The sequence below is a fragment of the Pseudomonas sp. TJI-51 genome, assembly GCF_000190455.2.
Taxonomy (GTDB): domain Bacteria; phylum Pseudomonadota; class Gammaproteobacteria; order Pseudomonadales; family Pseudomonadaceae; genus Aquipseudomonas; species Aquipseudomonas juntendi.
Genome location: NZ_AEWE02000073.1, coordinates 1 through 21,045, shown reverse-complemented (window position 1 = coordinate 21,045; position 21,045 = coordinate 1). Strand labels below are relative to the sequence as shown.

General features: G+C 64.2%; 20 protein-coding genes. 13 read left to right on the top strand and 7 right to left on the bottom strand.

All coding sequences use genetic code 11. The features are described 5' to 3' along the window. Together G1E_RS29615 and G1E_RS16640 are read left to right on the top strand one after the other, a co-directional pair. On the top strand, positions 1-459 hold a 459-nt coding region (locus tag G1E_RS29615; RefSeq protein ID WP_047149954.1), incomplete at its 5' end, for an EamA family transporter. A 28-nt stretch (positions 460-487) separates the two neighbouring features. Next, positions 488-874, top strand: a complete 387-nt coding sequence (locus G1E_RS16640) for an MAPEG family protein (RefSeq protein ID WP_009681388.1) — start codon at positions 488-490, stop codon at positions 872-874. A gap of 57 nt (positions 875-931) precedes the next feature. On the opposite strand, the gene G1E_RS16635 is transcribed toward G1E_RS16640, so the two are convergent. Further along, a complete protein-coding gene (locus G1E_RS16635) occupies positions 932-2,083 on the bottom strand; it encodes a murein transglycosylase A (protein ID WP_047149952.1) in 1,152 nt (383 codons plus the stop codon). Positions 2,084-2,202: 119 nt separating this feature from the next. On the opposite strand from G1E_RS16635, the gene G1E_RS16630 reads away from it, so the two are divergent. Continuing rightward, entirely contained in the window at positions 2,203-2,661 is a 459-nt protein-coding gene (locus G1E_RS16630; RefSeq protein ID WP_029886256.1) for a cytochrome c, read from the top strand. Positions 2,662-2,723: 62 nt separating this feature from the next. On the opposite strand, the gene G1E_RS16625 is transcribed toward G1E_RS16630, so the two are convergent. From G1E_RS16625 to G1E_RS16610, 4 genes are all read right to left on the bottom strand, one after another. Beyond that, positions 2,724-3,116 (bottom strand): DUF1090 domain-containing protein, encoded by a 393-nt coding sequence (locus G1E_RS16625; RefSeq protein WP_009681384.1) that lies wholly within the window; start codon positions 3,114-3,116, stop codon positions 2,724-2,726. 134 nt (positions 3,117-3,250) lie between these two features. Continuing rightward, a complete protein-coding gene (gene ligB / locus G1E_RS16620) occupies positions 3,251-4,939 on the bottom strand; it encodes an NAD-dependent DNA ligase LigB (protein WP_009681382.1) in 1,689 nt (562 codons plus the stop codon). A 144-nt stretch (positions 4,940-5,083) separates the two neighbouring features. Then, entirely contained in the window at positions 5,084-6,274 is a 1,191-nt protein-coding gene (metK, locus tag G1E_RS16615) for a methionine adenosyltransferase (protein ID WP_009681381.1), read from the bottom strand. Between the two features lie 18 nt (positions 6,275-6,292). After that, positions 6,293-7,285 (bottom strand): metalloregulator ArsR/SmtB family transcription factor, encoded by a 993-nt coding sequence (locus G1E_RS16610; RefSeq protein ID WP_009681380.1) that lies wholly within the window; start codon positions 7,283-7,285, stop codon positions 6,293-6,295. A 250-nt stretch (positions 7,286-7,535) separates the two neighbouring features. Between G1E_RS16610 and tkt the strand changes: the two genes are divergently transcribed. From tkt to G1E_RS16560, 10 genes are all read left to right on the top strand, one after another. Beyond that, positions 7,536-9,533 (top strand): transketolase, encoded by a 1,998-nt coding sequence (gene tkt, locus G1E_RS16605; protein WP_009681379.1) that lies wholly within the window; start codon positions 7,536-7,538, stop codon positions 9,531-9,533. Positions 9,534-9,712: 179 nt separating this feature from the next. Further along, positions 9,713-10,774, top strand: a complete 1,062-nt coding sequence (epd, locus tag G1E_RS16600) for an erythrose-4-phosphate dehydrogenase (protein WP_009681378.1) — start codon at positions 9,713-9,715, stop codon at positions 10,772-10,774. Positions 10,775-10,786: 12 nt separating this feature from the next. After that, positions 10,787-11,950, top strand: coding sequence for a phosphoglycerate kinase (locus G1E_RS16595; protein ID WP_009681377.1), 1,164 nt, complete (start codon positions 10,787-10,789; stop codon positions 11,948-11,950). Next, a complete protein-coding gene (locus tag G1E_RS16590) occupies positions 11,950-12,201 on the top strand; it encodes a hypothetical protein (protein WP_047149951.1) in 252 nt (83 codons plus the stop codon). Before G1E_RS16595 ends, G1E_RS16590 begins: the two co-directional genes overlap by 1 nt. 114 nt (positions 12,202-12,315) lie before the next feature. Then, on the top strand, positions 12,316-12,645 hold the full coding sequence (locus G1E_RS16585; RefSeq protein WP_009681374.1) for an MliC family protein: 330 nt from the start codon (positions 12,316-12,318) through the stop codon (positions 12,643-12,645). Between the two features lie 100 nt (positions 12,646-12,745). Further along, positions 12,746-13,810, top strand: coding sequence for a class II fructose-bisphosphate aldolase (gene fba, locus G1E_RS16580; RefSeq protein WP_009681373.1), 1,065 nt, complete (start codon positions 12,746-12,748; stop codon positions 13,808-13,810). A gap of 248 nt (positions 13,811-14,058) precedes the next feature. Next, the gene (locus tag G1E_RS16575) at positions 14,059-16,179 is read left to right on the top strand and encodes a bifunctional diguanylate cyclase/phosphodiesterase (RefSeq protein ID WP_009681372.1); all 2,121 of its coding nucleotides are present in this window, start codon (positions 14,059-14,061) and stop codon (positions 16,177-16,179) included. A 39-nt stretch (positions 16,180-16,218) separates the two neighbouring features. Continuing rightward, complete coding sequence (locus tag G1E_RS16570) at positions 16,219-16,719, top strand: M48 family metallopeptidase (RefSeq protein WP_009681371.1); 501 nt, start codon at positions 16,219-16,221, stop codon at positions 16,717-16,719. Between the two features lie 12 nt (positions 16,720-16,731). Then, positions 16,732-17,028: a helix-turn-helix domain-containing protein gene (locus G1E_RS16565; RefSeq protein WP_009681370.1), complete on the top strand. Its 297-nt coding sequence runs from the start codon at positions 16,732-16,734 to the stop codon at positions 17,026-17,028. A 104-nt stretch (positions 17,029-17,132) separates the two neighbouring features. Next, positions 17,133-17,870 (top strand): ABC transporter substrate-binding protein, encoded by a 738-nt coding sequence (locus tag G1E_RS16560; RefSeq protein ID WP_009681369.1) that lies wholly within the window; start codon positions 17,133-17,135, stop codon positions 17,868-17,870. 49 nt (positions 17,871-17,919) lie between these two features. On the opposite strand, the gene yccS is transcribed toward G1E_RS16560, so the two are convergent. Continuing rightward, entirely contained in the window at positions 17,920-20,103 is a 2,184-nt protein-coding gene (gene yccS / locus G1E_RS16555) for a YccS family putative transporter (RefSeq protein ID WP_047149950.1), read from the bottom strand. A 211-nt stretch (positions 20,104-20,314) separates the two neighbouring features. Next, on the bottom strand, positions 20,315-21,045 hold a 731-nt coding region (locus G1E_RS16550), incomplete at its 5' end, for an aminoacetone oxidase family FAD-binding enzyme (RefSeq protein ID WP_047149949.1).

Genomic DNA, 21,045 nt, shown 5'->3' with positions numbered 1-21,045 from the left:
GCCTGCCTGCTGTGGCAGGGCGGCGGCGGTGACCGGCTGCCCTGGGCGATGCTACCGGTGGTGGCCCTGATCGGCCTGTGCATCGGGTGCTACACCTGGTTCGACGGGCAGGCCGTGCGCCTGTGGGGCAAGCCGTGGGATTACCTGGTGTGGCTGACCCTGCTCAGTGCCTGGCCATTCCCGCTACTGGCCAGTGTGGCGCGGCGTGCGCCCTTCGTAGCGTTCTGGCGCAGCCAGTGGCGCCTGGGGCTGGCGGTAGGGTTCTGTGTGCTGTTCAGCTATGCGCTGGTGCTGTGGGCCATGCACCTGGGCTCTGTGGCCGAAGCTGCGGCATTGCGGGAATTGAGCGTGGTGCTGGTGGTGTTACTGGGGATGCGCTACCTCAAAGAACCTTTTGGCGGCCCAAGACTCCTAGCTTGCGGGCTGGTGCTGGCCGGCATGCTGGTAATGAAGCTCTGACCTGAAGACTGAACAAGGAGTCCTGCCTATGACCGTCGCTTTGTGGTGCATCCTGATCGCGCTGTTCCTGCCGCCGCTGTGTGCCTTGATCGCCAAGGTCAGCAGTGGCCGCTTTGGCATGCGGGACAACCATGACCCGCGTGCCTTCCTCGATACGCTGTCCGGGCTGCCACGCCGCGCGCATGCTGCGCAGCAGAACAGCTACGAGGCATTCCCGGCGTTCGCCGCAGCCGTGCTGGTGGCAGACATTGTCGGCAATGCCGAGCAGGTGACCCAGGATGTGCTGGGGGTGATGTACATCACCAGCCGGCTGCTCTACATCATTTGCTACCTGGCCGACTGGGCTGCCTTGCGCTCGCTGGTATGGCTGGCCGGGCTGGCGATCATCGTGGCGTTCTTCGTGGTTTCCATCTGAAGGCCTGCGTGGGCCCTGTGGCGCGGCTGAAGCCGCCCCCGCAGGGCCCGCGCAACGTCAAAGAACCTTGGGCACCTCTGGCAGCGGCTGGCCCTTGGGCCAGAGCATCCAGATCTGCCCTTGCTGCTTCATGTTCCCCGCCAACTCGCCGGCCTCGGGCCCGGTACCCCAGAACAGGTCGGCACGCACTTCGCCAGCAATGGCGCCGCCCGTGTCCTGGGCGCCAACCGGGCGCACCACCGGCGAGCCGTCGGGGCGCGTGGTGGACAACCACAACAGGCTACCCAGAGGGATCACCTTGCGGTCGATGGCCACGCTGTAGCCTGCGGTCAGCGGTACGTTCAGCGAACCGCGCGGGCCCTCGTTGCTGTCCGGGCGGGTGCTGAAGAACACGTAGCTTGGGTTGCTGGCAAGCAACTCCGCGACGCGCTGGGGGTTCGCCTGGGCCCAGGCATGGATGGCGCCCATGCTCACCTCGTCCTTTTTCAACTGGCCCTGCTCGACCAGCCAGCGACCGATCGGCCGGTAGGGGTGGCCGTTCTGATCGGCATAGCCCAGGCGCAACTGGCGGCCATCTTCCAGCTGGATCCGGCCTGAGCCCTGGATCTGCAGGAACTGCAGGTCCATCGGGTCGCTCAGCCAGGCCAGCACGGGCGCTTTCACGCCGTCACGGTTGATCACCTCGGCGGTGTCGTAAGGCTTGAGCACCCGGCCCTCGAGGCGGCCACGCAAGCGCTTGCCCTTGAGTTCGGGGTACACGCTGGCCAGGTCGACGACGATCATGTCCTCGGGCACGCCGTAAACCGCCACATGGTTGGTTTTCGATGGGCTCAGGCTGCCGGGGTAGACCGGTTCGTAGTAGCCGGTGATCAGGCCGTTGGCGTTGTTCTCGGCCGAGCGCAGGCCGTAGACCTCCAGGTTCTGCTCCAGGAAGGTGCGCACCTGCGCGGCACTGGCCTGGGCGCTACCCGCCGCTTCGCAGGTCGCGGCCCAGACCGGGTCGCGCTTGAGTTTTTCGCAACCGCTGCGCCAGGCGTAGAACCCGGCCAGCAAGTCTTCGTCACTGACTGCGGGCAGGTCTTTCCAGGTGGCGGGGGCGTAGGTGGCTACCGCATGCGGCTCGGGCTTGGCGCTCTCGCCGCCATTGCAGCCAGCCAGCAGGGCCAGTACCGGGAATGTCCAGGCCAGGTGGCGCAGGGCAGATTTCATGTGTGCATTCCTGTGGTGGGTGAACATGAAGATTCGCCCCTGTTTTTTATGTGGCTATTGGTGTTTGGCTGCGGGGCAGCGATACTGGCCGCCCCTTTTCGCAGGCCGAAGTGAGCGTCATGTTGAAGCGATTGACCGTTGTAGTGCTGGCAGCAGTGGCCCTGGGTGCAGCCTTGAGTGGTTGCGAGCGGGTTGACCCCAACTCGCCGCTGGGCAAGCGCAAGGTCATCTTCAAGGACATGCTCAAGACCAGCGAAGACCTGGGCGGCATGTTGCGTGGCCGGCTGCCGTTCGATGGGGTGAAGTTTGCCGGCGGTGCGCTGCAACTGGACAACCTTTCGCACCAGCCGTGGCAGCACTTCCCGCAGGTACGCGATGGCGGTGACAGCAGTGCCCGTGCCGAAGTGTGGGAGCGCCAGGCGCGCTTCCATGAGCTGGCCCGGCAGCTGGAAGGCGTGACCGGCGAACTGGTCGATGTGACCCGCACGCAGCCGCTGGACCCTGCGCAACTGAAAGCGCCGATGGACAAGGTCGAGGCGGCCTGCAAGGCCTGCCATAGCGAGTTCCGCAATCATTAAGGGCTGTGCTGTTTGCACAAACCTGAGGCTCCCACAAAGACCGCACTTGCAAGTCAGATACCTCAGCGGTCGAGATCGTCTACTGCTTCCTGCAGCTCTTTGCGCGACTCGGCGAGTTTGTCCTTGCGCTTGTTGATCTTCTCGGCGTCGCCCTTTTTCTCGGCTTTCTTCAGGTCTTTTTCGCGCTGCGCCACTTCATGACGGGCGTCGAGCACCTTTTGCTCGCGTTCCTTGCGCAGGCTTGCGTCGGTGCAGTTGTCGACCCCGCGCAGCGCTGCTTCCAGGCCGGCGACCTGGTCGCTGTTGCCGTGGTCACGGGCAATCTTCAGCTGGTTCTCGATGGCGCTGCGCTTGGCGGCGCAGCCAGTCAGGCCGGCATCCGGCTGGGCAGCCTGGGCGGTGCCTGCGGCCGCCGCAATGGTCGCGAGCAGGAAAAGGGTGGAAATACGTTTCATGAAAAGCCTCCTGGACGGGGCGGGGCAGCAAAAAATTAGGGTGAAATCCTGCCTTGGTTTTGTCCTTTTAGAAACCCTTGCCGGGTATTTCCGCTTGAATCTCAGGAATTTCCTACAGGCTAATTGGTAAAAAATCATTGCTTAGGGCGCTCAAAGCCTTCGATACCGTGCTCGCCCAGCTGCGTTGCTATGGCTCGAACCTCGGCGGCTGCAAAAAAATCCACCAGTTGTCGTGCGCGCTTTTCGCCAATGCCGGGTAATGCCTGCCAGGTGTCAGCCGTGCGGGCCGCCAGTGCTTGCCAGTCGCCGGTGATCTGCATGCCATTGGGTAGGGGAGCGCCCAGCCCCCGCAGCCACTGGTCAAACGACCGGGTGCGGGCATCGTTGAAACTGCTGCGCAACTGGGCTGCCGTTCGCTCACTGATTCCTGCAACCTCGCTCAGGCGTGTGGCATCCAGTTGCAGCCAGTCAGTGAGCGAGGTTGCCAGCCCGGCTGCGACCAGCCGGCGCCAGGTGCCCGGCCCGGTGCGCAGCAGGGCCAGGCCGTGCTTGCCGCTCAGCCACGCCAGGCGGGCAATGAACTGTTCTTCACAGCCCACGCTGGCCTGCCAGCAACTGTGGGCGTGATACTGGTCGGCTGCCGGTGCCGCTACCGGCACGCGCTCGACAGCGCGGTGTACCACCTGCTCCAGGCGCGGAATGGTCAGCCCGGCCAGGCTCACCGCCACCTGGTCCCCAGGGCGAATGTCCAGGCTGTGCCAGCGCGCCAGCGAACCCATGCTCACTTGCGTGACCCGTCGGTTGTCGAGGGTTACCGGCAGCAGGTGCAGCACGGGCGTGACCCGCCCGGTACGACCGACCCGAAAGCGCACGTCGCGAACTTCGGCCAATGCTTGCATGTACGGGTACTTCCAGGCGGCGAGCCAGTACGGTGCCTTGGCCTGCCACCGTTCAGCGGGTGGCCGGCTACCCTGGCGCAGCACCACACCATCGCTGGCGAAGGGCAGGGCAGCGTGGTACCAGTGTTCACGCCATTGGGCCGCCTCATCCAGCGTATTGATGGCAACGCTGTAGCGCTGGCTGTCGGCAAAGCCCAGCTGTGCCAGCTGCGCGAGGCGTTCTGCCTGCTGCTCGGGGCCTTGCGGCCAGTCCCAGACGAACAGGCCCACCGCCTCGCCTTGTTCGCTGCTCAGGCGCTTGCGGGCGAGTAACCCGGCCACGGTATCGCGCGCCTTGGCGCCGCCCGCCTGGGCCTGAACATGCGCGTTCAAGCGCAGGTACAGCTCACCCTGCAACTGCAGGTCCATGGCCTGCGGCAGCTGGCGGGTGATGCTACCCAGCTGGGGGATGTGGCGGCTCCAGTCGTGCCCTTGGGCGCCGTTGCCCCGGCTGATCAGCTGCACCAGGCGGCCCTCTCGGTAAATGAGCGACACCGCCACGCCATCGACCTTGGGCTGGACCCAGACATCGGCCTTGCCGGCCAGCCAGCGCTGCACGGCGTGGCGGTCGTGCAGCTTGTCGATGCCCGTGTGGGGAATGGGGTGGGGTACCGGGCCGCCCGCGTTGGCCAGGGGCGCAGGGCCACCGGCCAGGCCGAAGCACTGCTGCAACTGCGCGAGGCGTTGGCGGCTCTGGTCATAAAGCTCATCAGGTACCAAGGCAATGCCTTGGCGATGGTAGTGGTCGTCCCAGCTGCCAAGGGTTTTTCGCAGTTGGGCAACCTCGCTGGCGACTTGCTGGGGGTTCCAGCCGGGGCATGAGCTGGCGTGCGCCAGTGGCGCGGCGAGCACCCCCAGCAGGGTGATGAACAGCATGAGCGGCATGGCCTGCATCCTTGCATGGCGGGTTGGCCCCTCAGCGTAGGCAAGCTGGCAGGCATTGCCGGTAAGCGATTGTGAGTCGATATGTCATGAAAAAGCCCCTGCCGATCGCTCGGCAGGGGCTTTCGTCCAGCGCTGCAGGAAAACTTACAGGCCAGCAGCGTCACGCAGCGACTGGGCGCGGTCGGTACGCTCCCAGGTGAAGGTGGTGAAGGTGTCGTCGCCGACAGTCTTCTGCTGCGGGGTACGGCCGAAGTGGCCGTAGGCAGCGGTTTCCTGGTACATCGGGTGCAGCAGGTCGAGCATGGTGGTGATCGCGTACGGGCGCAGGTCGAAGCACTCGCGCACCAGCTGGATGATCTTCTCGTCGGAGACCTTGCCGGTACCAAAGGTGTTGATCGAGATGGAGGTCGGCTGGGCCACGCCAATGGCGTACGACACCTGAATCTCGCAACGCTCGGCCAGGCCGGCGGCGACGATGTTCTTGGCCACGTAGCGGCCGGCGTAGGCGGCGGAGCGGTCGACCTTGGACGGGTCCTTGCCGGAGAACGCACCACCACCGTGACGCGCCATGCCGCCGTAGGAGTCGACGATGATCTTGCGGCCGGTCAGGCCGCAGTCGCCCACCGGGCCACCGATGATGAAGTTGCCGGTCGGGTTGATGTGGTACTGGGTACCTTTGTGCAGCAGTTCGGCAGGCAGGGTGTGCTTGACGATCAGCTCCATCACCGCTTCTTGCAGGTCTTTCTGCGAAACCTCAGGGTTGTGCTGGGTCGACAGTACCACCGCGTCGATGCCTACGACCTTGCCGTTTTCATAGCGGCAGGTGACCTGCGACTTGGCATCCGGGCGCAGCCATGGCAGCAGGCCGGACTTGCGTGCTTCGGCCTGGCGCTCGACCAGGCGGTGCGAGAAGCAGATAGGCGCCGGCATCAGCACTTCGGTTTCGTTGCTGGCATAACCGAACATCAGGCCCTGGTCGCCGGCGCCCTGGTCTTCCGGCTTGGAGCGGTCGACGCCCTGGGCGATGTCTACCGACTGCTTGCCGATGATGTTCATCACGGCGCAGGTGGCGCCGTCGAAGCCGACGTCGGAGCTGTTGTAGCCGATATCGATGATGACTTTGCGCACCAGGTCTTCCAGGTCGACCCAGGCCGAGGTGGTGACCTCGCCGGCGATGATGGCGACACCGGTCTTGACCAGTGTTTCACACGCTACGCGGGCGTATTTGTCCTGGGCGATGATGGCATCGAGGACTGCGTCCGAAATCTGGTCGGCGATCTTGTCCGGATGCCCTTCGGACACGGACTCGGAGGTGAAAAGGGAGTATTCGCTCATCTCGAAGGTTCCTGAAATTTACCGATGGTGTATGTCGCCAGCCGTGCGCTGGAAGTGCCGGACCTGGATCTGGAAACCGTTGCGCAAGCCCACGTACAGGCTGTCCGCATGGGCCAGCCCGGCCGCGTTGGCCCAGCGGGCCAGGTCGTCCTGTTCAAAGCCAAGCCACAGGTCGCCGCAGGCTTCGCGGGCCCACCCCTGGTCATGGCTGCACAACTCGGTGACCAGCAGGCTGCCGCCTGCCTTCACCCGTTTGGCCAGCTGGCGCAAGGCCAGGGCCGGGTCGCTGAAATGGTGCAGTACCATGTTCAGCACAACGCAGTCGGCGGCCACATCCGTGGCACCCAGTGCATCGGCCAACTGCAGGGTCACATTGTCGAGCCCCTCGCGCTGGCACACCTGGCGCGCCAGTTCGAGCATGGTCGCGCTGTTGTCCAGTGCAGTGACGTGGGCAAAGCGCCGGGCCAGGTCGGGTAGAAAACCACCGTCGCCGGGGCCGACTTCCAGGGCACTGGCCGCCGGGTCGAAATGCAGCTTGTCGAGCAGCGCCAGCAGGCTCTCGCGGTACTGCGGCAGGCCGGCGATCAGGTCTTGCTGGGCGCGGAACTTTTCTTCCACGCGCAGGAAGAAGTCCTGGCTGGTGACCGCGCGGCGTTGCTGGACCTGCGCGATGCGCGCCTGCACATCGGCCGGCAGGGCCAGGGCATCCACCTCTTCCAGCAGCGCCGCGTGCAGCCGGCCACCCAGGCGCAGGCTGTCGGGCAGGGCGCGGCGGTAGAAGATGGCATTGCCTTCACGGCGGGTAGCGACCAGCTCTGCCTGGGCCAGCACCTTGAGGTGGTGGCTCATGCCCGACTGCCCGATGCCGAAGATCTGGGCCAGCTCCAGTACACCGAACGAGTCGTTGGCCAGGGCTCGCAGCACGTTCAGGCGCAAGGCGTCGCCACTGGCCTTGCACAGGGCGGCCAATGTTTCGCATTGCTCGGGGATCGATTGCACACGGAGGTTCATGGGCGGGCAGTCTAGTCAGGCATTGGTGCCCTAGCAAGGCCAATATCAAAAAGTTTTGATATTGGCGATGAGTTGCAGCCTTCAAACTGCACGCTACAGGCTCCAGAGCAGTCCGGCTCGTCCCCTGCTTCTTTCTTGAAGCTTAAAGCTGGCCGCTTGGCGCTTAAATGTTTGCCCCAAGCCCCCCAGTGGGCGAAAATGGTCGTCTTTTTCGTGACACCACCTCTACAAGCCCCCCAGGAGACCAGCGATGCCCAGCCGTCGTGAACGTGCCAACGCCATTCGCGCCCTCAGCATGGATGCCGTGCAAAAGGCTAATAGCGGCCACCCAGGTGCCCCCATGGGCATGGCGGATATCGCCGAAGTACTGTGGCGTGACTACCTGAAACACAACCCGAGCAACCCGCACTTCGCCGACCGCGACCGCTTCGTGCTGTCCAACGGCCACGGCTCGATGCTGATCTACTCGCTGCTGCACCTGACCGGCTACGACCTGTCGATCGACGACCTCAAGGCCTTCCGTCAGCTGCACAGCCGCACCCCGGGCCACCCGGAATACGGCTACACCCCGGGCGTGGAGACCACCACCGGCCCGCTCGGCCAGGGTATCGCCAACGCCGTGGGCTTCGCCCTGGCAGAAAAAGTGCTGGCTGCCCAGTTCAACCGTGACGGCCACACCATCGTCGACCACAACACTTATGTGTTCCTGGGCGATGGCTGCATGATGGAAGGCATCTCCCACGAAGTCGCCTCGCTGGCCGGCACCCTGGGCCTGAACAAGCTGGTCGCCTTCTACGACGACAACGGCATCTCCATCGACGGCGAAGTGCACGGCTGGTTCACCGACAACACCCCGGCGCGCTTCGAAGCCTACAACTGGCAGGTGATCCGCAATGTCGACGGCCATGACGCCGACGAGATCAAGACCGCCATCGAAACCGCCCGCAAGAGCGATCGCCCGACCCTGATCTGCTGCAAGACCACCATCGGTTTCGGTTCGCCGAACAAGCAGGGCAAGGAAGACTGCCACGGCGCACCGCTGGGCAACGACGAAATCGCCCTGACCCGCCAGGCCCTGAACTGGAACTACGGCCCGTTCGAAATCCCGGCCGACATCTATGCCGAGTGGGATGCCAAGGCTGCCGGTGCCCAGGTCGAAGCCGAGTGGAACCAGCGCTTCGACGCCTACGCCAAGGCTTACCCGGAGCTGGCTGCCGAGTTCAAGCGCCGTGCCCGCGGCGAACTGCCGGCCGACTTCAGTGCCAAGGCCCAGGCCTACATCGAAGAAGTGGCTGCCAAGGGCGAAACCATCGCCAGCCGCAAGGCCAGCCAGAACGCCCTGAACGCCTTCGGCCCGCTGCTGCCCGAGTTCCTCGGCGGTTCGGCCGACCTGGCCGGCTCCAACCTGACCCTGTGGAAGGGCTGCAAGGGCGTCGAAGCCAATGACGCCAGCGGCAACTACGTGTTCTATGGCGTACGCGAGTTCGGCATGACCGCCATCATGAACGGTGTTGCCCTGCACGGCGGCCTGGTGCCTTACGGCGCGACCTTCCTGATGTTCATGGAATACGCCCGCAACGCCGTGCGCATGTCGGCGCTGATGAAGCAGCGCGTGATCCATGTGTATACCCACGACTCCATCGGCCTGGGCGAAGACGGCCCTACCCACCAGCCGATCGAGCAGCTGACCAGCCTGCGCAGCACGCCGAACCTGGACACCTGGCGCCCGGCTGACGCCGTTGAATCCGCTGTGTCCTGGAAAAACGCCCTGGAGCGCAAGGACGGCCCTTCGGCGCTGATCTTCTCGCGCCAGAACCTGCAGCACCAGGCGCGCAGCGCGCAGCAGATCGCCGACATCAGCCGTGGTGGCTATGTGCTCAAGGACTGTGCAGGCGAGCCTGAGCTGATCCTGATCGCCACCGGTTCGGAAGTGGGCCTGGCGGTTCAGGCCTTCGACAAGCTGACCGAGCAGGGCCGCAAGGTGCGCGTGGTTTCCATGCCGTGCACCAGCGTGTTCGATGCCCAGGATGCAGCCTACAAGCAGTCCGTGCTGCCGCTGGAAGTGGGCGCGCGCATCGCCATCGAAGCCGCCCACGCCGACTTCTGGTACAAGTACGTCGGCCTGGAAGGCCGCGTGATCGGCATGACCACCTACGGTGAGTCGGCGCCGGCTTCGGCCCTGTTCGAGGAGTTCGGCTTCACCCTGGAGAACATCCTCGGTACTGCCGAAGAGCTGCTGGAAGACTGATGTAACCCGGGAGGGCAGTGACGCCCTTCAGGTCGTGCAAGGGGAGGGCTTTGCCCTCCATCGCGACACAAGGCCGCTCCTACAGGGTACTGCGCATGCCGCACCCTGTAGGAGCGGCCTTGCGTCGCGATGGGCCGCCACGCGGCCCCAACCGCCATCATGCGTTAGCGAGCCAACGAATGCCCCACCTGCGTCCCTACAAAGTTGCACTCAACGGTTATGGCCGTATCGGCCGCTGTGTCCTGCGCGCGCTGTTCGAGCGGGGGGCGAAGGCCGGTTTCGAGATCGTTGCGCTGAATGACCTGGCCGACCAGGCCAGCCTGGAGTACCTGACTCGCTTCGACTCCACCCATGGCCGCTTCCCTGGCCAGGTGAAGGTCGACGGCGACTGCCTGCACATCAATGGCGACTGCGTGAAAGTCATGCGCAGCGCCACCCCCGAAGGCATCGATTGGGCTGCCCTGGGTATCGACCTGGTGCTGGAGTGCTCCGGTGCCTACAACACCCGCGCCGACGGCCAGCGCTTCCTCGATGCCGGTGCCCCGCGCGTGCTGTTCTCCCAGCCCATGGCCAGCGAGGCCGATGTCGATGCCACCGTGGTGTATGGCATCAACCAGGCTTGCCTGACCGGCCAGGAGCGGCTGGTTTCCAATGCCTCCTGCACCACCAACTGCGGCGTGCCCCTGTTGCGTGTGCTGGACCAGGCGTTCGGCATCGAGTACGTGCAGATCACCACCATCCACTCGGCGATGAACGACCAGCCGGTGATCGACGCCTATCACCACGAAGACTTGCGCCGCACCCGTTCGGCCTTCCAGTCGGTGATACCGGTGTCCACTGGTCTGGCGCGCGGTATCGAGCGCCTGCTTCCGGAACTTGCCGGGCGAATCCAGGCCAAAGCGGTACGCGTGCCGACCGTCAACGTGTCTTGCCTGGACATCACCCTGCAGACCGCCCGCGACACCAGTGCCGCCGAGGTCAACCGGGTGCTGCGCGAGGCCGCGCTGGCCGGCCCGCTGAAAGGCTTGCTGGCCTACACCGAGCTGCCGCATGCCAGCTGTGATTTCAACCATGACCCGCATTCGGCGATCGTCGATGCCAGCCAGACGCGTGTTGCCGGGCCCCGCCTGGTCAACCTGCTGGCCTGGTTCGATAACGAATGGGGGTTCGCCAACCGTATGCTCGACGTTGCCGAACACTATCTGCACGTCGTTCACCCAACCCGCAATAAACAGCCCTGAAGGACTGCATTCATGACCGTGTTGAAGATGACCGACCTCGACCTGCAAGGTAAGCGCGTACTGATCCGCGAAGACCTCAACGTGCCTGTGAAGGACGGTGTGGTAACCAGCGACGCGCGCATCCTGGCAGCGCTGCCGACCATCAAGCTGGCCCTGGAGAAGGGCGCGGCGGTAATGGTCTGCTCGCACCTGGGCCGCCCGACCGAAGGCGAGTTCTCTGCCGAAAACAGCCTCAAGCCGGTTGCCGAGTACCTGAGCAAGGCCCTGGGCCGCGAGGTGCCGCTGGTTGCCGATTACCTGGGCGGCGTCGCGGTGCAGGCCGGTGAGCTGGTGCTGTTCGAGAACGTGCGCTTCAACAAGGGCGAGAAGAAGAACGCCGACGAGCTGGCCCAGCAGTACGCTGCGCTGTGCGACGTGTTTGTCATGGACGCGTTCGGCACCGCGCACCGCGCCGAGGGCTCGACCCACGGTGTGGCCAAGTTCGCCAAGGTTGCAGCTGCAGGCCCCCTGCTGGCTGCCGAGCTGGATGCCCTGGGCAAAGCCCTGAAAGCGCCGGCCAAGCCGATGGCGGCCATCGTCGCCGGCTCCAAGGTTTCCACCAAGCTGGACGTGCTGAACAGCCTGAGCGCGGTCTGCGACCAGCTGATCGTCGGTGGTGGCATTGCCAATACCTTCCTGGCCGCTGCCGGCCACCCTGTCGGCAAGTCGCTGTACGAGCCGGACCTGGTCGACACGGCCAAGGCCATCGCTGCCAAGGTCAATGTGCCGCTGCCGGTTGACGTGGTGGTCGCCAAGGCGTTCGCCGAAGATGCCGAAGCCACCGTCAAGGCCATCGCCGATGTTGCTGCCGACGACATGATCCTAGACATCGGCCCGCAAACCGCAGCCCAGTTCGCCGAGTTGCTGAAGTCGTCGAAGACCATCCTGTGGAACGGCCCGGTCGGCGTGTTCGAGTTCGACCAGTTCGGCAAGGGTACCCAGGTGCTGGCCAAGGCCATCGCCGACAGCGACGCGTTCTCCATCGCCGGTGGCGGTGACACCCTGGCGGCCATCGACAAATATGGCGTTAGCAAGGAAATCTCCTACATTTCTACCGGTGGCGGCGCGTTCCTCGAGTTCGTCGAGGGCAAGGTCCTGCCAGCCGTGGCAATTCTGGAAGAGCGGGCCAAGGCCTGATGACTTCGGCGCCTGGCAAAGGGAGTGGCCTGATGGTCAAGCAATTGCCTGTGATGCTGCTGGCGGGTCTGCTGAGCGCGTGCTCCGGCAGCCCGGCTTCGCCTGACGACCCGGCGCAGCCGCCCAAGGGCGGCTGCTACCAGTCCGAGTGGCAGGCCGAGACCGTGCCGGTGATCAGCAAGCGTGTGGGCCCGGAAGGCCTGGAAAAGTACGACGAAGACCACCAGCGCAAGGCGCCGGGTTGCCCTTGATCGGGTAACTGGCAACCTGAAGGCTGATTTGTGGTCTTGGAAAGGGGCCGCTGTGCGCCCTTCGCGGGCAAGCCCGCGAAGGGCTGCAAAGCAGCCCCAAATCGAGGAAACTGAATGAAAGCGCTTTTGGCCGTGACGGTCCTGGCGACACTGGCAGGCTGCTCACTGCTGCAGCCGGCGCAACCCGCCCCGGCAGACAACTGGACCCGCTGGGTCTGCGATACCCAGGCCGAGGTGCTGTGGCGCTTCGCCGATGCCCAGCGTGACCAGGTCGACGTGCGCCTGGGCGGTGGTGACCAGGTTTACCGGCTCAAGGCCGAACCAGGTGCTTCGGGCGCGCTGTACAGCGATGGCATGCTGGCCTTCCACACCAAGGGCGAAGAAGGCCTGGTGTACTGGGTGGCAACCAACGATCTGATTGGGCGGGGCTGCAAGGCACCGTGACTGGCCGGGCCGCAATGGCGGCCCACACTACTTGAACAGCAACCGCCCCTGCGGCAGGCTTGCACGAAACATACGACGCTTGTCGGGAGAGAGATACACAATGGCACTCATTAGCATGCGCCAGATGCTGGACCACGCCGCCGAGTTCGGTTACGGCGTACCAGCTTTCAACGTCAACAACCTCGAGCAGATGCGCGCCATCATGGAAGCGGCCGACAAGACCGACTCCCCGGTGATCGTGCAGGCCTCGGCCGGTGCCCGCAAATACGCCGGCGCCCCGTTCCTGCGCCACCTGATCCTGGCTGCCATCGAAGAATTCCCGCACATTCCGGTGTGCATGCACCAGGACCATGGCACCAGCCCTGATGTCTGCCAGCGCTCGATCCAGCTGGGCTTCAGCTCGGTCATGATGGACGGCTCGCTGGGCGAAGACGGCAAGACCCCGACCGACTACGAATACAACGTGCGTGTCACCCAGCAGACCGTGGCCATGGCGCACGCCTGTGGCGTTTCGGTAGAAGGCGAGCTGGGCTGCCTGGGTTCGCTGGAAACCGGCATGGCCGGTGAAGAAGACGGTATCGGTGCCGAAGGTGTTCTGGACCACAGCCAGATGCTGACCGACCCGGAAGAAGCCGCTGATTTCGTCAAGAAGACCCAGGTCGATGCATTGGCCATCGCCATTGGTACCAGCCACGGTGCCTACAAGTTCACCAAGCCGCCAACCGGTGACATCCTGGCCATCGAGCGTATCAAGGAAATCCACAAGCGCATCCCCAATACCCACTTGGTGATGCACGGCTCCTCGTCGGTACCGCAGGAGTGGCTGGCGATCATCAACCAGTACGGTGGCGAGATCAAGGAAACCTACGGCGTACCGGTTGAAGAAATCGTCGAAGGCATCAAGTACGGCGTGCGCAAGGTCAACATCGACACCGACCTGCGCCTGGCTTCCACCGGTGCCATGCGCCGCCACATGGCCATGCACCCGAGCGAGTTCGACCCTCGCAAGTTCTTCGCTGAAACCGTGAAGGCCATGCGTGATGTGTGCATCGCCCGTTACGAAGCGTTTGGCACTGCAGGCAATGCCTCGAAGATCAAGCCGATCTCCCTGGAAGGCATGTTCCAGCGCTATGCCAAAGGCGAGCTGGCGGCCAAGGTCAACTGATCGAACCGTTGAGCGTTATAGAAAGACCCGCAGAAATGCGGGTTTTTTTTGCTTGGCATTCAGGCCTTGGGAGCGATTTGGCGGCCCCCGGCATCAGGCTCACAGTCATGTTGCAAAGCTACCGTTAGTCGACTAATTTCTTCGTCCATGGCTTATTGCCATGCCTTGCATTGCGTCTTTCGTAGCCACGGCTAGAGTTAAGCTCGGAGCCAATAGCAAGTCGTAGTTGGACATACAAGAGAAGCAGCATGGATGGCGCTTACCCTCAGCCACTGGATGGCAGTTCGGTTCTTCTGGTGGTAGACGATTACCCCGAAAACCTCATCAGCATGCGGGCTTTGCTGGCCCGGCAAGATTGGCAGGTGTTAACAGCCGGTTCGGGGATGGAAGCCCTCAGCACCTTGCTGGAGCATGATGTCGACCTGGTCCTGCTGGACGTGCAAATGCCGGAGATGGACGGCTTTGAAGTTGCCCGGCTGATGCGCGGCAGCCAACGTACGCGGCTGACACCGATCATTTTCCTGACCGCGAACGAACAGTCCGAAGCGGCCGTGCTCAAAGGCTACGCCAGCGGCGCCGTGGACTACATGTTCAAACCGTTCGACCCCAAGGTTCTCAAGCCCAAAGTCCAGGCCTTGCTCGACCAGCAGCGCAACCGGCGCATGCTGCAGCGCCTGACCCGGGAGCTGGAAGCCGCCAGGGCGTTCAATGGGTCGATTCTGGAGAACGCCGCCGAAGGCATTCTGGTGGTGGACGCACAGGGCGTGATCAGCTTTGCCAACCCGGCCATTTCCCGCTTGCTGGCGGCCCCCGTGCAGCACATTCAGGGCGCCCAACTGCTCGACCTGGTGCAGCTTCCCGCTGCCTGCCCATGGCTTGAATCGGAGTTCTACCGTGCTTACCTGGGGCAAGAAATCTACCGCGTGCACGACGCGCAACTGCGCACGCTGGCCGGCGAGCTTGTTCCGGTGGCATTGTCGTGCGCGCCGTTGCCAGCCGACCAGCAGGCCATGGTGGTGACCGTGCTGGACATGTCGGCAGTGCGCAACCTGCACCAGCAACTGGAGTACCAGGCCGTTACCGACCCGCTGACCGGCCTGCTGAACCGCCGCGGTTTCTACCAGGCGGCCGAGGGCGCTCTGTTGCGCAACGAGCGCTCGGACAAGGCCCAGGCGCTGATGTACATGGACCTGGACGGCTTCAAGCGCATCAACGACACCCTTGGCCATGACGCCGGTGACCGCGTGCTGCGCTGGGTCGCCGAGCAACTCAAGGACTGCCTGGGCAGCGAGGCCTTGCTGGCGCGCATGGGCGGCGATGAATTCACCGCGCTGTTCGACAGCCTGCCTTACCCGGAGCAGGCTGGGCGTTATGCCGAGCGGCTGCTGGAGCGGGTGTCCATCCGCCATGAAGTGGACGGCCTGGATGTGTGCCTTGGGGTGAGCATTGGTATTGCCACCTATCCGGAATGCGGTGCCAATGTCGAAGGCCTGCTGCGCGCAGCCGATGCGGCGATGTATGCCGCCAAGCAGGCCGGGCGCCAGCAGTACCGCTTTTACGACCAGGAACTCAACGGGCGGGCGCGTTCGCGACTGATGCTCGAAGACAGCGTGCGCACCGCCATCGAGCAACAGGACTTCACCCTGGTGTACCAGCCGCAAGTCAGCTTCATCGATGGCCGCCTGCGGGGTTTCGAGGCCTTGTTGCGCTGGCAGCACCCGAGCGTCGGCGATGTGCCGCCAGGCCTGTTCATTCCTCTGCTCGAGGAAGCCCGGCTGATCAACCGGCTGGCCAGCTGGATCTACCGCCAGGGCGCGGCCCAACGCCATGCCTGGTACCAGCACTTTCCCGCAGACCTGGTGCTGGGCATCAGCCTGAGCCGTGCGCAGTTTGTCATGCCCGGGCTGGTCGAAGAACTGCAGCGGGTGATCCATTTTTACCAGTTGGACCCGGCGCAACTGGAGGTCGAGGTTGCAGAGACCTCGCTGATGTACAACATCGATGCGGCGGTGAAACAGATCCATCGCCTGCGCGAGCTGGGCGTACGGGTGGCGCTGGATGACTTTGGCGCCGGCGACTGTTCACTGCGCATGCTGCGGGACCTGCCGATCGATACCCTGAAGCTGGATCGCCACCTGGTGGCACGCTTGCCTGATACGGCAGTGGATACCGCCTTGGTGCGCAGTGTCATCAGCTTGTGCGCCGACTACGGCATCACGGTCATTGCCGAGGGCGTGGAAACCCCGGCCCAGGCAGCCTGGCTCAACGCCAATGGTTGCGAGTATGTGCAGGGGTTCCTGGTGGCCCACCCCATGACCGCCTCGGACGCTACCCGCTTCCCGGTGATTTTCTCCTGGCCAGCGCCATGATTGGCTAGAATCGGCATTCGTTACGCCGAATGCACTGCCATGACCGTATTACGTTACCTGCAAGCCTACCCGCCGCACCTGCAAGAGCAGGTGCGCAAGATGATCGACAGCGACCGCCTGGGCGAGTACCTGCAGCGCCGCTACCCCGGGCGCCATGATGTGCAAAGCGACAAGGCGCTGTACGGCTATGCCCAGGAGCTGCGCCAGCAGTACCTGCGCAGTGCGCCGGGCCTGGACAAGGTGTTGTTCGATAGCCGGCTCGACCTGACCCACCGCGCGCTCGGCCTGAACACCGCGGTGTCGCGGGTGCAGGGCGGCAAGCTCAAGGCCAAAAAGGAAATCCGTATTGCCTCACTGTTCAAGGAGGCCGCACCGCAATTCTTGCGCATGATCGTGGTGCATGAGCTGGCGCACTTGCGCGAGCGCGACCACAACAAGGCCTTCTACCAGCTCTGCCAGCACATGGAGCCCGATTATCACCAACTGGAATTCGACCTGCGCGTCTACCTGACCTACCGGGAACTGCCGGGCAACCTCTGAGGAACATGCAGCATGGACGTGAGCAAGACCAAAAGCAGCTTCTACCGGCGCCTGTACGTAGCCTGGCTGATCGACAGCCGCACCGCGACCAGCGTGCCGGCCCTGGTGGAAGCCACCGGTATGCCGCGGCGCACCGCCCAGGACACCATCGCCGCGCTGGCCGACCTAGACATCGTTTGCGAGTTCGAGCAACAGGAAGGCGCGCGCAACCACGCCGGGCATTACCGTATTCGTGACTGGGGCGCGGTCGACAAACAGTGGATCAGCCAGCATCTGCGGCAGGTCCGCGATGTGCTGGGTTACCCTTGAGGCCAAAAATAGAGGCAAAATGACACTATTGGCCGCTGCCCCCGGCAGTGCGGTTGTGTAATCTCACCCGCAGTGTGTGCCCTCCATGGCAAAAGGACATAAGCATGCGGCCACTGCTTTGTGCGCTGGGAGTACTGGCAATCTTGCTGGCAACACCTGCCCTGGGCCAGGGCAAGCTGCGCCTGGTGGCGGACAAATGGCCCCCGTTCACCGATGTAGACCTGCCGGGCGGTGGCTTGGCGACCAGCATCGTCACCACGGCGCTGTCCCGTGCCGGCTACGCCAGCAGCTATGAGGAGGCGCCCTGGGCGCGGGCGCTGCAGGGCGTTGCGCAAGGGCGCTACGACGTGTTGATCGATGCCTGGTACAACGAGGCGCGTGCCAGTATCGGGCAGTTCTCCACGCCATACCTGACCAACCGTATCCGCTTGCTGCAGCGAAAAGGCCAGGCGATACGCTACCGGCAACAGTCGGACCTTTACCCCTACACCATCGCTGTCGTGCGTGATTACGCCTATTCCCCTGGGTTCGACGGCGATCCGCGCCTGCACAAGGTGGCGGTGCGCACCTTTTCCTCGGCATTGCGCATGGTCGCAGCAGGGCGAGTAGACCTGGCGGTGGAAGACGAGTACGTTGCCCGCTACAACCTGCAGCGTGAACCGCAGCAGGTGCGTGACGGGGTGGTGCTGGTTGAGCCGCCGCTGGGGGAGAACACCCTGCATATCCTGGTCAGCCTGAAGCACCCGGAGCGTGCGCGGATCGTCGCGCGGTTCGAGCAGGCGATCGCAGCGATGAAGGCCGATGGCAGCTATGCCCGGCTGCTGCGCCAGCATGGCTTTTGAGCTTGGGTGGCGTTACCGGCCTCTTCGTGGGTAAAGGCCGGGTCAGGCCTCAGCCCGGGTTGCCTTCCTTGATCAGGTGCGCGGCCAAGGTCCGCAATGGCCCCAACTGCCGGCAGATCAGCGCCAGTTGTGTCTGCACCAGCCGTTGATGTTCATCCAGCTCATCTGGCATCTGCTCCAGGGCGTTGGCCAGCGCTTCTTCGGCATCGCTGTGAATGGCCACGGGCAGCCGCGCTGCCAGGCCGTTGGCGATTTCGTCCAGGCTGCTGGCCAGGCTTTGCCCGGCACCTTCGATCAACTGTTCCTGGGCCTGGGCCGGCAATGCCGTATCGCGGTGCGCGCCCAGCCCCGAGAGGTAGCTGAGCAGGGTGTGCGACAGCACCAGGAACCGGAAGCCGACATCGGCCTCCTTACGGAAATGCCCCGGCTCCATCAGCATGTTGGCCAGGGTGGTGGACAGCGCCGCGTCGGCGTTGTGGGCATTGCGCCGGGCCAGGCGGTAGGCCAGGTCGTCGCGTTTGCCGTGGGCATACTGCTGCATGATCTGGCGCAAGTACACGCTGGCACAGGCCAGGGTATTGGCCAGCGCCTTGTTCAGGCGCCGCCCCTGCCAGTCAGGCAGGAACAGGAACACCGCAAGGATGGCAATCAGGCTGCCCACCAGGGTATCGAACAGGCGCGGCAGGAACAGGCCGTAGCCGTCGCCGATCTGGTTGAAGCAGAACAGTACCATCAGCGTGATCGCGGCCGTGGCCAGGGTGTAGCGGGTCGTGCGGTTGACGAAGAACACCACCCCGGCAACTACGGCGAACAGCGACTGGATAAGCGGGTTGGGGAACAGGTCGAACAAGGCCCAGCCGACGGTCAGGCCAATGGCCGTGCCGAAAATGCGCTGCACCAGCTTGCGCCGGGTCGCACCGTAGTTGGGCTGGCAGACGAACAGGGTGGTGAGGATGATCCAGTAGCCCTGGGTGGGGTGGATCAGGTGCACCATGCCGTAGCCAATCGACAGTGCCAGGGGCAGGCGCAAGGCATGCCGGAACAGCAGCGACGTGGGTGTCAGCTGGGTACGCAGGCGCGTCCACACGTCTTTGAGCGAGCGTGGCGAGCGGTCGAGCAGGCTGCTGTCACTGGCGTCGGCCAGGCTGTCGGGGTTGCTCGCGGCACTGAGCAGGCGGTCGAGCGTGGCCAGGTTGGCAGCCAGGGCCCGCAGCGAGCGCAACAGGCCGCGCCAGGCCGGGTTGTTTTGCAGGCGCAGGTGCTCCAGCGCAGCGTTGAGGTCTTCGAGGGCCTCGGGATAACCGCTGGCCAGCACGAAAGGCTGGCGCAGGCGGATCGAACGGGCCAGCTCCTGGCAGGACGCGCCCTGTTTGCGCAGCAGGCGCTGACAGCGGAACATCACGTCACTGTGGAAGAACGTTTCGGTCAGGGCGTTGTAGGGGTAATGCGAGGCACTGACCCGCTCGTGGATGTCCTGGGCCAGGAAATACAGCTTCAGGTAGCGGCTGACCTTGGAGTTTGGCTGGCTGTTGCCGACCCGGTGCAGGATGATTTCCTTGGCCGCGTTCAGGGCTGCCACCACCTTGCCATTCTGCTGGGCCAGGGCCAGGCGTGTGGCTTCGACGTCGAGGGTGCGCACCGGCTCGAACAGGCTGGCCTTGAGTTTCAGGTAGCTGCCCAGCTCGAAGAACAGCTTGGCCAGGCTCTGCTGGACCGGCTGGTTGGAAAACAGCGCCTGCCACAATACCGATAACAGCCCGTACCAGGCCGCGCCCGCCACCAGCAGCATGGGCTCGTGCCAGAAATCCGTGACCTGGCCGCCGCGCTGGTCTACGCCGATCATGGTGTAAACCGCGGTGATCAGGGTTGCCGAGGCAATGGCCCCGTAGCGTTCGCCCAGTGCGCCGAGCATGGTCAGGCTGAACGCTGCCAGGGCCAGGGCGATGGCGAAGAACCAAGGGTAGGGGAACAGCAGTTCGACCGCCAGCGCAGCAATGGCGAAACACACCAGGGTGACGACCAGGGCGCTGAGGCGGCCCTGCCAGCTGTCGTCGGTTTCGGCCAGCGCGCTGGCGATGATGCCGAGGAACAGCGGGATCAGCAGGGCCATCTCGTTCTGGTACCAGCACAGGGCCAGGCTGCCGGTGAGGGCGATGGTGACCCGGATGCTATAGCTGAACTTGTCTTGGCCCCACAGGCGACGCAGTGACTGACGGAACGAGCTCGATGACATGTTGGCCTGCTAGGCAGTGATCAGAGGAATACCTTTCAGAACCGGTTACTGGGGCCGCTTTGCGGCCCTTCGCGGGCGCGCCCGCTCCCACAGGTACTGCACAAAACCCCGTGGGAGCGGGCATGCCCGCGAAGGGGCGCGAAGCGGCCCAGATTCCGGCGCTGGGCACGGGCCAGCAAGAAGCGTTCCGTGCTGCTGAATGGATTCTACTCTACACGAACTGCGCTGCGGCGTTGGCCGATGCCCAGGCCCACTGGAAATTGAAACCACCCAGGTGGCCGGTGACATCCAGCACTTCCCCAATAAAGTACAGCCCGGGGCTTTTCAGCGACTCCATGGTCTTGGACGACACTTCGCGGGTATCCACGCCGCCCAGGGTCACTTCGGCGGTGCGGTAGCCCTCGGTGCCCGCAGGCACCACCTGCCAGTTGGCCAGCTTCTCGGCAATCTGCGCCAGTTCTGCGGGGGTGTACTGCTTCATGGGACGGGACTCGAACCACTGCTCGGCCAGCAGGTTGGCCAGCTTGCGGGTGAACACTTCGCCCAGCACGGTCTTCAGTTCGGCATTGGCGCGCTCGGTTTGCATCTGCTGCAGCCAGGTGAGTGCATCGCGGTCGGGCAACAGGTTGATCTCGACAGTGTCACCGGCTTCCCAGAACGACGAGATCTGCAGGATTGCCGGGCCACTCAGGCCACGGTGGGTGAACAGCAGGTTTTCGCGGAAGCTGGTGCCGTTGCAGGTGGCCGTGCAATCAAGCGAAGTGCCGGACAGCTCGCTGCACAATGCCTTGAGTTGTGGCTCGGTGATGGTGAACGGCACCAGCCCGGCGCGGGTCGGCAGCAGGGTGTGGCCAAACTGGCGCGCGACCTGGTAGCCGAACCCGGTGGCGCCCAGGGTCGGGATCGACAGGCCACCGGTGGCGATCACCAGTGACTGGCAGG

Bases quoted from the DNA above. Each gene is read 5' to 3' on its own strand.
- G1E_RS16585 (WP_009681374.1), top strand. From the start codon at position 12,316: ATGAAAGCGCTTTTGGCCGTGACGGTCCTGGCGACACTGGCAGGCTGC.
- G1E_RS16590 (WP_047149951.1), top strand. From the start codon at position 11,950: ATGACTTCGGCGCCTGGCAAAGGGAGTGGCCTGATGGTCAAGCAATTG.
- G1E_RS16640 (WP_009681388.1), top strand. From the start codon at position 488: ATGACCGTCGCTTTGTGGTGCATCCTGATCGCGCTGTTCCTGCCGCCG.
- G1E_RS16565 (WP_009681370.1), top strand. From the start codon at position 16,732: ATGGACGTGAGCAAGACCAAAAGCAGCTTCTACCGGCGCCTGTACGTA.
- yccS (WP_047149950.1), bottom strand. From the start codon at position 20,103: ATGTCATCGAGCTCGTTCCGTCAGTCACTGCGTCGCCTGTGGGGCCAA.
- ligB (WP_009681382.1), bottom strand. From the start codon at position 4,939: ATGCCGCTCATGCTGTTCATCACCCTGCTGGGGGTGCTCGCCGCGCCA.
- G1E_RS16595 (WP_009681377.1), top strand. From the start codon at position 10,787: ATGACCGTGTTGAAGATGACCGACCTCGACCTGCAAGGTAAGCGCGTA.
- G1E_RS16570 (WP_009681371.1), top strand. From the start codon at position 16,219: ATGACCGTATTACGTTACCTGCAAGCCTACCCGCCGCACCTGCAAGAG.
- fba (WP_009681373.1), top strand. From the start codon at position 12,746: ATGGCACTCATTAGCATGCGCCAGATGCTGGACCACGCCGCCGAGTTC.
- G1E_RS16630 (WP_029886256.1), top strand. From the start codon at position 2,203: ATGTTGAAGCGATTGACCGTTGTAGTGCTGGCAGCAGTGGCCCTGGGT.
- epd (WP_009681378.1), top strand. From the start codon at position 9,713: ATGCCCCACCTGCGTCCCTACAAAGTTGCACTCAACGGTTATGGCCGT.
- G1E_RS16625 (WP_009681384.1), bottom strand. From the start codon at position 3,116: ATGAAACGTATTTCCACCCTTTTCCTGCTCGCGACCATTGCGGCGGCC.
- G1E_RS16635 (WP_047149952.1), bottom strand. From the start codon at position 2,083: ATGAAATCTGCCCTGCGCCACCTGGCCTGGACATTCCCGGTACTGGCC.
- tkt (WP_009681379.1), top strand. From the start codon at position 7,536: ATGCCCAGCCGTCGTGAACGTGCCAACGCCATTCGCGCCCTCAGCATG.
- G1E_RS16610 (WP_009681380.1), bottom strand. From the start codon at position 7,285: ATGAACCTCCGTGTGCAATCGATCCCCGAGCAATGCGAAACATTGGCC.
- G1E_RS16560 (WP_009681369.1), top strand. From the start codon at position 17,133: ATGCGGCCACTGCTTTGTGCGCTGGGAGTACTGGCAATCTTGCTGGCA.
- metK (WP_009681381.1), bottom strand. From the start codon at position 6,274: ATGAGCGAATACTCCCTTTTCACCTCCGAGTCCGTGTCCGAAGGGCAT.
- G1E_RS16575 (WP_009681372.1), top strand. From the start codon at position 14,059: ATGGATGGCGCTTACCCTCAGCCACTGGATGGCAGTTCGGTTCTTCTG.